A 10,930-nucleotide genomic window follows, 5' to 3' on the forward strand; every position below is an offset into this window, starting at 1 on the left:
AGCGGCGTTGTGACGCATTGATTGCGGCGGGTGTCGTAGTGGGTCGCGGTTTGTCCGGGGCCCGGGGCAGCCGCTCCGCTCAAGACAGGCTGATGCCGTAATGATATTCTTGCGCTGAATCGGTTCATCGTTTGTGCGGAAATACCTCCCCCATGCTTTGCTTCAAGTGGCCTGACCGGGTCCTTGCACGTGGGCGGGAGTGTCCGGGCAAACCTGCCGAATGCAATGTCAGGCAGTGTTCGTTGACCTTCTTTGGTTGAACCCGACCCTTCTTTTGCTGCTGGCCCCGTGTCGACGGGCGTCGGCATTGTGCGTCGTGCCGAGGCCGATGCCGGTGAAAGGAGTGGGGCTGCGCAGCCGGCAGGCGGTGCCCCGTGATGTGTCCCGAGAAACAAGTGTCACTCAAGTAGCTGAAGCCAAAAACGATAAGAAGTCAGCGCCCGAGCGATATAAAACTGAGGTCGAGCCAGTCTCGTCGGCCTTGTGTGCCCACCCTCCAGTTCTTCTGAATGCGCGTGTCCAGGGCCTGCGAAATGCCTGTTTCGTCAGGTGCCGAGCGTGCAGGATCGAGGATGGGGCGGCGGATGGCGTTCTATCGTAGGTACTACAGAATGTTGAAGAAAGTGAACACGGCCCTGATCGGGCTGGCGATGTCGATAGGCCTCACGACCGCGCACGCGGCTGAGCCGAAGAAAGTGGATGTACTGCTGATCGGTGGCGGCATCATGAGTTCGACCCTCGGGGTCTGGCTCAACGAGCTGCAGCCCGATTGGTCGATGGAGATGGTCGAGCGCCTGGATGGCGTGGCTGAAGAAAGCTCCAACGGCTGGAACAACGCCGGTACCGGTCACTCCGCTTTGGCCGAGCTGAACTACACCCCGGAAGGCAAGGACGGCAAGATCGAGATCGCCAAGGCCATCGAGATCAACGAAGCGTTCCAGATTTCCCGGCAGTTCTGGTCCTGGCAGGTCAAGAACGGCGTGCTGAAGAACCCGCGTTCGTTCATCAACTCCACGCCGCACATGAGCTTCGTCTGGGGCGATGACAACATCAAGTTCTTGAAGGCGCGCTACGAGGCCCTGCAGGCCAGCCCGCTGTTCAGCGGCATGCAGTACTCCGAAGACGCCGAGCAGATCAAGAAGTGGGTGCCACTGATGATGGAAGGTCGTGATCCGGCGCAGAAGATCGCCGCGACCTGGACCCCGATCGGCACCGACGTCAACTTCGGCGAGATCACTCGCCAGTTCGTTGCCCACCTGCAAGCCCAGCCGAACTTTGCCCTCAAGCTGTCCAGCGAAGTGCAGGACATCGAGCGCAATCAAGACGGCTCGTGGCGCGTGACCTACAAGAACCTCAAGGACGGTTCGAAAACCGAGACCGACGCCAAGTTCGTGTTCATCGGCGCTGGCGGCGGTGCCCTGCACCTGCTGCAGAAGTCGGGCATTCCTGAAGCCAACGACTATGCCGGCTTCCCGGTGGGTGGTTCGTTCCTGGTGACCGACAACGCCACGGTGGCCGAGCAGCACCTGGCCAAGGCCTACGGCAAGGCTTCGGTGGGCGCTCCGCCGATGTCGGTTCCGCACCTGGACACCCGCGTGCTGGACGGCAAGCGGGTGATCCTGTTTGGCCCATTCGCTACCTTCTCCACCAAGTTCCTCAAGGAAGGTTCGTACTTCGACCTGCTGACCAGCACCACCACCCACAACTTCTGGCCGATGACCAAAGTCGGCATCGAACAGTACCCGTTGGTGGAATACCTGGCCGGCCAGCTGATGCTGTCGGATGACGACCGCTTCAACGCCCTGAAGGAATACTTCCCCAACGCCAAGAAAGAAGACTGGCGCCTGTGGCAGGCCGGTCAGCGCGTGCAGATCATCAAGCGCGACGAAGAGAAGGGCGGCGTGCTGAAACTGGGCACCGAGATCGTCGCTTCCCAGGATGGCAGCATCGCCGGCCTGCTGGGCGCTTCGCCTGGTGCCTCGACCGCCGCGCCGATCATGCTCAGCGTGCTGCAGAAAGTCTTCAAGGACCAGGTTGCGACTCCGGCCTGGCAAGAGAAGCTGAAGCAGATCGTACCGAGCTACGGCACCGCCCTGAACGACAGCCCCGAGCGTGTCGCCAAAGAGTGGGCCTACACCGCCGAAGTGCTGCAACTGACCCCGCCACCTGCGGTGAAAGGTGCAGCGCCCCAGGCTCCGGCCAGCCTGGCCAAGCCCGAGAGCAACCCAGCGGCCGACATGGCGCTGTAAGCCTCGGCCCCGTCCGCGTTCGTCGGGTGGGGCACCGCGGCGGCCATTGTGCCGCCGTATCCTGTGCCGGTTGCGACGCTCCCCAAGCGGCGCTCGCAACCTGCCGGCCCGGCCGGCATCTGTTTCTCGTTCAAGCCATTTCCAGCATTTTCCATGACCCAGCGTGCCCGTCGCCCCGGCGTGGTGCTGCGCCTGAGCGGCCCGTGGCGGGTTATCATGGCGCCGCCCGCCACGCCCGGGCCTGCCCCCATCCTCGGAGTCACCGCCTCGATGTCCAGCATCACCCTGTTCCAAGCCCCACCGCCCGAAACCATCCTGAGCCAGATCCAGCAGATGGTGGTGGACTACATCACCGACATCAGCGCGCTGGCCATCGCCCCCAGCAACCCGCTGTACAACCTTTACCAGTACGGCGTCGGCTACGAGGTGCACCTGTACCTGCAGGCCATGGACGGTTCCCGGGGGATCGCGGTAGAGCTGGTGGTGGCCACCGACACTCAGGACCCTGAGCAGGTGCTGGGCTTCACCCTGTACCTGCCGCTCAAGGACGATCCCCAGGCCTGCGCCGTGGCCTACATGGCGGTGCTGCAAAGCCATCGGCGCCAGGGCATTGCCCGGCAGATGCTGCAAGCCATGCTGGCGCGTTACCCCCATGCCGAGCTGGCCTGTCACGTGGCCAAAGTGGCGTGCTTCGAGGCCCTGGGCTTTCAATTGCTGAGCGCCCGCGGCCCGCAGGTGCTGATGAATACCCGCGACCATGGCAGCGACGGCCTGCTGGCGGTACTGGATGTGGCGCCGATCTACCAATCGGTGGAAGTGCGGCAGATCCACACTTACCTGCTGGCCCAGCACGGGCGCAAGGCCATGCTGGAGGCGGAGAAAAAGCGCGACCGGCAGCTGGACCAGATGACCCGCCAGGCCCAGGCCCTGGTGCGCGAGCGCTTGGGCGAGGCCGCGCTGTACAACGCGCGCGCTCCCCAGTTGATCGCCTGAATGCCCAGGCTTGTGTTCGCGAGAGGGCTTGGCTAATCTCGCGAAAACACGCAAAAACGGGCAAGAACATGCAAAACCTGCATTCGGTAGCCGAGCTGCCATCCCTGCGTCGACAAAAGATCCTGCTTCTACTCGAACGCGACGGCAAGGTCCTGGCCGCCGAGCTGAGCCGGCACTTCGCGGTGTCCGAAGACACCATCCGCCGCGATCTGGCCGAGCTGGATGCCGCCGGCCTGGTGCTGCGGGTCCACGGAGGCGCGCTGCCGCGACCCAAGGACAGCGGCAAGGACTATTTCACCCGGGTCGGCGAAATCAATGAGGCGAAGCTGCGCCTGGCGCAATATGCCGTGCGATGGGTGCAGGACGGCCAGACAGTGCTGTTCGATTCCGGCTCCACCACCTTGCATATCGCCCAGTCCCTGCCGGCCGATATCCGTCTGACCGCGGTCACCGCCTCGCCGCTGATTGCCGTGGCCCTGGCCGAGTACCCGGGGGTCAAGGTGATCCTTGCCGGTGGCCAGCTCAACCCGGCGACCCTGTCCGTCAGCGGCCATCAAGCGCTGCACATGATCCAGGGAATCAAGGCCGACCTGATGTTCACCGGGGTCTGTGCGATCCATCCGGAGATCGGCATCAGCTCGTTGCATTTCGATGAAGTGCCGCTCAAACAGGCGATGTTCGACAGCGCCGCGCAAGTCATCGCCGTGACCACCGCCGACAAGCTGGGGGCCATGGAGCCCTTTGTGGTGGTGCCGTGCAATCGCCTGCAGCGGATGCTCACCGAACAGCAGGTGGCGAGCGGCGACATCGAGGATTACCGGCGCCTGGGAATCGAGGTGGTGCAGATCTGAGCCCGAGGGCCTGCACCTGCCAGGCGCCGGATCTCCACAGGCCGCCAGGGGCGCTGTGGAGGGTTGAATACCGCGTCAGTTCTTGAAGGCCGAATGCTTGCGGCCCTGGTCGCACAGGGCGAACACCACCACCAGCACGGCGGCCACGGCGAGGATGATCACCACGCCGTCGGTGGAGTGAGTGGCCGAGGCGGTGACCAGGGACAGGGCCCCCAGCGGCGCCAGGCCGCCGGCGATCGCGGTGCCGATTTCACGCCCGGTGCCGAACCCCGAGGAGCGGGTGGCGGTGGGGAACTGGCGGCTGAGGAACGAGCCCTGAGGCGCGAACATCATGGGCGCCAGGATGCCGGTGCCCACGCCAATGGCGATGTAGATCATCAGGCTGTCGCCGGTGTTGAGCAGGGCCAGGAACGGGTAGGCGAACAGCAGCGAAAACACCCCGCCGAGCACCAGCACCGCCTTGCTGCTCCACTTGTCGCACAGCCAGCCGAAGAACGGCACGGCGACGATGGCGATCAGGCTGGCGATGGTCACCGACAGCGAAGTGACGTGCACATCGACGTTCTTGTACTGGGTCAGGTAGGCCAGGGAGAAGGTCTTGAAGATGTAGCTCAGGGCGTTGTAGCCAATGGCGACGAAGAACACCACCGCCAGGCCCTTGAGGTCATTCTTGAACAGCGCCGTGAGCGGCGAGGGCTTGGCCTTCTGGCTTTCCTTGCTCAGTTCCTTGAACTCCGGGGTTTCCGGAATGCTGTTGCGCACCCACAGGCCCACCGCCACCAGGACGATGCTGCAGACGAACGGAATGCGCCAGCCGCCGGCCAAGAGGAACTCGTTGCCGTTGATGGTCAGCAGGTAGATGGTCAGCGACGACAGCAGCAGGCCCAGGTTCAGCCCCAGCGCCGGCCAGGCACCCTGGCTGCCGCGCTTGCCTTCGCTGGCGTGTTCATAGGAGGTGACCGCCGCGCCGGACAGTTCGGCGCCGGCGCCCAGGCCCTGGATGATGCGGATCGCCACCAGCAGGATCGGCGCCCAGATGCCGATCGAGGCGTAGCTGGGGATCAGGCCGATCAGCGCGGTGCACACGCCCATCAGGCAGAAGGTCAGCACCAGCACCTGCTTGCGGCCGAACTTGTCCCCCAGGTAGCCGAACAGGATGCCGCCGAAGGGCCGGGCGATAAAGCCGATGGCAAAGGTCGAGAAGGCCATCAGCGTGGCGCTTTTCGGGTTGCTGTTATCGAAGAAGATCTTCGAGAAGACGATGGCCGCCATGGTGGCGTAGAGGTAGAAGTCGTACCACTCCAGCATCGAGCCGAAGATGGTGGCCGCCGCGACCTTGCGCAGGCGTTTCCGGGTTTGTTGTGGGGTTTCCGCTGCAGTACTGCTGGTTTCAACTGCGCTCATTTCCGTACTTCCTCATGAATCATTGTATTTATTGTCGAGTTGACGCGAGTCTTGCCCGGCGCGCCCAAAGGGCGTGCCGCGTCGGTGTTTCAGTCGGCCTGGAAAATCTTGTCGGCGATCATCGAACCAATGGGAATCGCCGAGGTGGCGGCGGGCGAGGGCGCGTTGCACACGTGCAACATGCGCGGGGTCTGGGCGAACAGGAAGTCGTGCACCAGGCTGCCGTCGCGCATCACCGCCTGGGCGCGGATCCCCGCTTCATAGGGCAGCAGGTCCTCGACTTGCAGGGACGGGCAATACTTGCGGCACTGCTCCAGGTAACCGGACTTGAACAGCGAGTTCTTCATTTCGGTGGTGCCGGAGCCAAGGTTCTGCCAGATGGTTTTCCAGAACCCGGGGAAGCTGGCGTACTGCGCCACGTCGCGCCAGTTGATGGAGAACTTCTTGTAGTTCTCCCGGCCCAGGCCCAGTACCGCGTTGGGGCCGACGGTGACGCTGCCGTCGATCATGCGGGTCAGGTGCACCCCGAGGAACGGCAACTCCGGGTCGGGGATCGGGTAGATCAGGTGATTGACGATGTTGTTCTTCGCCTCCGGCAGGCGGAAGTACTCGCCACGGAAGGGGATGATCTGGTGCTCGATCCTGACCCCGGCCATCACCGCCAGGCGGTCCGATTGCAGGCCGGCGCAGGCCACCAGCTTCTTCGCCCGCCAGCTGCCGCCGTGGCTGCTGACGGTGACGCTGTCGGCGCTTTCCTGGATCGCGGTGACGGTTTGGCTGAGGCAGATCTCGCCGCCGTCGCGGCGGATCACCCGGGCCATGGTTTCGCAGACTTCGCGGTAGTCGACGATGCCGGTGGCGTCGAGGAACAGCCCGCCAAGGCCGACGATGTTCGGTTCGCGCTGGCGCAGTTGCTCGGCGTCCAGGCGCTCGACCTTCAGGCCGTTCTGTTGCGAGCGCTGGTACAGCGCTTCCATGCGCTGCACTTCCAGGGCATTGGATGCCACCAGCACCTTGCCGCAGACCTCGAACTTGATTCCGTGCTCGCGGCAGAACTGCTTGGTGGCCTCGGCCCCGCGCTTGCACAGGTCGGCCTTGAGGCTGCCCGGCGCGTAGTAGATGCCGGCGTGGATCACCCCGCTGTTGTGCCCGGTCTGGTGCTTGGCCAGGACGTTTTCCTTTTCCAGGATCACCAGCGAAGCGCCGGGCTGGCGCTTGAGGATCTCCATCGCCGTGGCCAGGCCGACGATGCCGCCGCCGATGATGCAAAAGTCGTAAGTCATTGTTCTTGGATACCTTGGCTCTAATCTGTTTCGGTCTGGTTATCAGGTTGTCAGACTAAGTAATCCGACAAAATCCCGGGCTGCGACGCTTGAAGCCTCAAGCGCGCCGCCGTTGTTAATTCTTAATCTGTAGTGGGCAACTCCAGGCCCAGGCGCTTGGCCGCGGCGCGCAAGTGGGCGTCGGCGCAACCGGCCGCGGCCTGGCGGTCGCCGGCGGCAATCGCCTGGTACAGCGCCTGGTGTTCCTGGGTGGCATCGGCGGAACCGCCGACCATGCGCAGCGCCGAGTTCTCCCAGGCGGCCTTGCGCGCGCTGGTCAACTGGCTGCGCAGAAAATCATGGAAGGCCACGAAGTAGTCGTTCTTGCTCGCCTCGGCGATGGCCCGGTGGAACTCCACGTCGGCCAGCCCCGCGGCTTCGAAATCACTGCGTTTGTCGTGCATTTCCTGCAGCGCCTGCTGCATCCGTTGCAGGTCGGCGGCGTCCCGGCGCTGGGCGGCAATCGACGCCGCCTGGGTTTCGATCCACAAGCGCATCTCGAACATCTGCGCCAGGTCCGGCAAGCGCCCGTTGCCCTGGGGAAAACGGAACACGGTGCCGGCCGGGGTCTTGGAAATGTACGAACCCAGGCCACGCCGGGCGATCAACACGCCGTCAGCCTTGAGCTGGGCGATGGCTTCGCGAATCACGGAACGGCTGACATTCAACTGTTCGGCCAACTGCTGTTCAGTGGGCAGGCGCGATTCGGGCGCCAGGCGGCCGGAATCGATCTCGCTGCGGATCGCATTGACCACGCGGACAACGAGGGAGTCAGGTCGCTGGAGTTCGAGCATGGGAAGGAAAAACCGTGGCAGTCAGGTTGTCAGACAATAGCGGTTGAGATTTTTCACTGTCAAGAAAAAACCACGCGGCAAGAGCGGGGCTGTTCTGACAGATCCGGGTTCAGGCGGTCAGCGGGCAGCTGAATATCAGGTCGTCGAAGTCCTCGCCGCCCTGGCGGAAGGCGCCTTCGTCGCGGCGCAGGAGGACGAAACCGCACTTTTTCAGGACCTGACAGGACGCGACATTGCCGTCGGTGACGGTGGCGACCAGGCGCTGGATGCCCAGATGCTGGCGGGCGTAGTCCATCAGCCCGCGCAGCGACTCTGCGGCCACGCCCCGGCCCTGGTGACCAGGGGCCAGCAGGTAGCCGACCTCGGCTTCGGCGGCGTCCCGGTCGCTGATCCGCAGACCGGTGAGGCCCAAGTCCTCGCCGCTCTCGCGATCACGGATCACCAGGCACAGCCAGTGTGTCGAGTCGAGGTCCCAGCGCGGCAGGCGCGAGGTGAAGCGCTCCTCGATCTGGGCCCGGGACAGCGGATCGCAGACATAGCGCAGGTTGTCCGGATCGCTGTGCAGGGTCAGAAACAGTGCCCAGTCATGGGGACTCAAAGAGCGCAGGTGCAGGCGTGGGGTGTGCAGTTCCAGCATGAGCGGTTCCCGATCCATGGGTAGTAAAGATCTGGCGCACTTTACCTGAGAAAAGTCTGATCGCCGCGCTGGCAATATCGCATAAGATCCCGGGCCTGGGTTTTCAGGGATAGGTCGGGTAAACGTGAACTGGGACGACCTGCGGTTTTTCATCGCTGTGGCCAATGCCAACAACATCACCGACGCCGGGCAGGCGCTGAAGGTGTCTGCCTCCACGGTTTCACGCAAGATCCTGGTGCTGGAGCAGGCCTTGAACACCCTGTTGTTCATGAAGACCACCCAGGGCTATTTCCTCACCGAGGCCGGCCACGCCTTGTTGCCCATGGCCCTGGAGGCCGAAGAGCGGTTCAAGCTGATGATGCGGCACATGGCCCAGCCCGGTGCGCGGATGGCGGGGGTGGTGCGCATTGATTGCCCGGAACTGATGGGCAGCCACCTGATCATCCCCGCCCTGGCGCAGTTTCGCGTGCAGTACCCGCAGATCAGCTTCGATTTCGTCAATGCCGCGCGCTCGGTCAAGCTCACCCAGAGCCACAGCGATCTGCTGCTGCGCCTGCAGCGGCCGGAGGCCGGCAACTTCACCCTGCGCCGGGTCGGCGAGCTGACCCAGGCGCTGTTCTGTTCACCGGGTTACGCCTCGGTCCATGGCGGCCCGGAGAAACCGGCCGACCTGGGCCAGCATTCGCTGATCGGCTGGAACCAGGCCCTGGAACACCTGCCCCTGGCGCGCTGGCTGGACCAGCTCAGCGGCGGCCAGCCGCTGTGGATGCGCACCGGCAATCTGGAGGCGCAGCTCAAGGCGGTGCAGGCCGGGCTGGGGATTGCCGCCTTGCCGGCCTATATCGCAGAACCCTTGGGCCTGCTCCGGGTGCTGCCCAAGACCCCGGTCCACCGCGCGGATATCTGGCTGTTGCGCAACCAGGCGACCCAGGGCCAGGAGCGGGTCGACCGGGTGGTGGCGTTTCTCTGTGAGCTGCTGGCGCGTCACGGGCTGCAGGGCGGGTGAGGGCGGTCGAGCTAGGCGCCGCGCAGGAAGATCCACACGGCCACCGCCATCAGCAGCAGGCCGAACAGGGCGTTTTGCGCCACCAGCAACCGGGGGCGGTCGCGTATCAGCACTTGCAGACTGCAACCCAGGCTGGCCCAGAGCAGATGACCGCACAGATTGACCGCGATCAGCGCGGCGCTGAGCACCAGCACCACCGCGCTGCCGGCGTCGGTGCTTGGGCTGAAGGTCGAGAACATCACCAGCAACATCACCAGGCCCTGCACATTGCTCAGTTGCAGCAGCACGCCATCGCGAAAACCCAAGGCAGCAGTCGCTGCGCCGGGCACGCCGCGCCGTGGCAGCAACAGGCGCAGGCCACGCCAGAAAATGTACAGACTGCCGGCCAGCCGCAGGCCCCAGAGCAAGTGCGGTTGCGCCGCCAGGCTGTGGTACAGGCCCAGCCCCACCAGCAAGGCCAGCAGCCAGTAAGTCAGGTCGAGGCCGAGGATAAAGCGCAGGGAACGGCGCACCCCGCTGTGGGCGCCGGAGCTGGCCACCATCAGGTTGCCGGGCCCGGCGCTCAGGGCCATGGGCAGCATGGTGGACAGCCACAACGGCCAGTTGATGTCGTGGATCGGGGGCACGGGCGGCTCCTGGAAGGCGATGCGGATTGCACCGGCGCCAGCTTAAGGCGCCGCCATGGGCGGGGTTAGCACCAGGAATGCAAAGTGGTTTTGCAGCGATTGTTCGCCGCTGTGCCAATGCCTGCGGGGCACCCGCGCGCTTGTAGTTTCAGGATTCATGGCGTGCCCGATCCGTTTCCAAGGACGACAAAGTGGTCTGCCTGTATTTCTGAAATTGGCCTGATCAAACCATCCACTGACGCTCTAGGCTGTGGCTTTCAATAACCGGGGCCGATCCCGGTATGGATGATCAAGAGGAGCGCGCAATGAGCGATCAACAACCCGCGGTTACGGTTCGGGCGATTCAACCAGGGGATTACCAGCAATGGCTGCCGTTGTGGCTGGCGTATCAGGATTTCTATCAAGTGACGCTGAGCGAAGAGGTCAGTCGCACCACGTTCGAGCGCTTCCTTGATTCGCGGGAACCGATGTATTCCGCAGTGGCGGTGCAGGGCGGTGAAGTGATCGGCTTCGTCAACCTGGTGTTGCACCGCTCGACCTGGGCCGTTGGCGACTTCTGCTATCTGGAAGACCTGTACGTGGCCCCGTCTATTCGCGGTAGCGGGGCGGGCAAGCTGCTGATCGAGTGGGTGCAGGCGTTGGCCCGGGAACGGCAGTGTGGGCGGCTGTATTGGCATACCCAAGAGAGCAACAAACGGGCCCAGCGGTTGTATGACTGGGTGGCGTACAAGCCGGGGGTTATTGAGTATCGGATGGAGTTGTAAGGCGGGGGGCTGGTGCTAGGGGGGGTACATATCCGTTGCTGCAGTAACGGCGGCTGGCGGTTTCGCTTTTACAGCGAGTGGGACGGGTACATATCCGTTGCTGCGGTCACGGCCACTTGGGGTTTCGCCCTTACGGCGACTCACTTTTGTCAAACGACACAAAAGTAAGCAAAAAGTCTTGCCGGTATGACTCACCCACATAGGTAACAAACCAGTTCAAGCACATAGGTAACAGTTTTTAACTGGCAGGGTCGATTCCGAGGATCTGACCATGCCGTGGCGAG

Annotated in this window: 10 protein-coding genes; 5 read left to right on the plus strand and 5 right to left on the minus strand. The window is 63.7% G+C overall.

The genetic code is table 11. From position 1 onward, the window contains the following. Positions 1-611 precede the first annotated feature (611 nt). From mqo to GWQ44_RS26350, 3 genes are all read left to right on the plus strand, one after another. The gene (gene mqo / locus GWQ44_RS26340; RefSeq protein WP_016965389.1) at positions 612-2,249 is read left to right on the plus strand and encodes a malate dehydrogenase (quinone); all 1,638 of its coding nucleotides are present in this window, start codon (positions 612-614) and stop codon (positions 2,247-2,249) included. A 270-nt stretch (positions 2,250-2,519) separates the two neighbouring features. Further along, positions 2,520-3,242, plus strand: coding sequence for a GNAT family N-acetyltransferase (locus GWQ44_RS26345; RefSeq protein ID WP_275928624.1), 723 nt, complete (start codon positions 2,520-2,522; stop codon positions 3,240-3,242). Positions 3,243-3,310: 68 nt separating this feature from the next. Continuing rightward, the gene (locus GWQ44_RS26350; RefSeq protein WP_275928618.1) at positions 3,311-4,093 is read left to right on the plus strand and encodes a DeoR/GlpR family DNA-binding transcription regulator; all 783 of its coding nucleotides are present in this window, start codon (positions 3,311-3,313) and stop codon (positions 4,091-4,093) included. Between the two features lie 75 nt (positions 4,094-4,168). Here GWQ44_RS26350 and GWQ44_RS26355 read toward each other — a convergent pair whose 3' ends face one another. The 4 genes from GWQ44_RS26355 to GWQ44_RS26370 form a co-directional block, all read right to left on the minus strand. Further along, positions 4,169-5,497 (minus strand): MFS transporter, encoded by a 1,329-nt coding sequence (locus GWQ44_RS26355; RefSeq protein ID WP_047303685.1) that lies wholly within the window; start codon positions 5,495-5,497, stop codon positions 4,169-4,171. An 89-nt stretch (positions 5,498-5,586) separates the two neighbouring features. Then, positions 5,587-6,780, minus strand: coding sequence for an L-2-hydroxyglutarate oxidase (lhgO, locus tag GWQ44_RS26360; RefSeq protein ID WP_275928619.1), 1,194 nt, complete (start codon positions 6,778-6,780; stop codon positions 5,587-5,589). Positions 6,781-6,902: 122 nt separating this feature from the next. Continuing rightward, positions 6,903-7,613 (minus strand): FadR/GntR family transcriptional regulator, encoded by a 711-nt coding sequence (locus GWQ44_RS26365; protein ID WP_016965400.1) that lies wholly within the window; start codon positions 7,611-7,613, stop codon positions 6,903-6,905. A 109-nt stretch (positions 7,614-7,722) separates the two neighbouring features. Beyond that, positions 7,723-8,250, minus strand: coding sequence for a GNAT family N-acetyltransferase (locus tag GWQ44_RS26370; RefSeq protein ID WP_179596830.1), 528 nt, complete (start codon positions 8,248-8,250; stop codon positions 7,723-7,725). Positions 8,251-8,374: 124 nt separating this feature from the next. Between GWQ44_RS26370 and GWQ44_RS26375 the strand changes: the two genes are divergently transcribed. Further along, positions 8,375-9,256, plus strand: coding sequence for a LysR family transcriptional regulator (locus tag GWQ44_RS26375; protein WP_179596828.1), 882 nt, complete (start codon positions 8,375-8,377; stop codon positions 9,254-9,256). Positions 9,257-9,267: 11 nt separating this feature from the next. Here the strand turns inward: GWQ44_RS26375 and GWQ44_RS26380 are convergent, their stop codons facing one another. Continuing rightward, positions 9,268-9,882: a LysE family transporter gene (locus GWQ44_RS26380; RefSeq protein ID WP_275928620.1), complete on the minus strand. Its 615-nt coding sequence runs from the start codon at positions 9,880-9,882 to the stop codon at positions 9,268-9,270. 305 nt (positions 9,883-10,187) lie between these two features. Here GWQ44_RS26380 and GWQ44_RS26385 point away from each other — a divergent pair, with 305 nt between their 5' ends. Next, positions 10,188-10,646, plus strand: a complete 459-nt coding sequence (locus GWQ44_RS26385; protein ID WP_179596826.1) for a GNAT family N-acetyltransferase — start codon at positions 10,188-10,190, stop codon at positions 10,644-10,646. Positions 10,647-10,930 lie beyond the last annotated feature (284 nt).

This window comes from Pseudomonas sp. 3MA1, from assembly GCF_029237275.1.
GTDB lineage: Bacteria > Pseudomonadota > Gammaproteobacteria > Pseudomonadales > Pseudomonadaceae > Aquipseudomonas > Aquipseudomonas fluorescens_AP.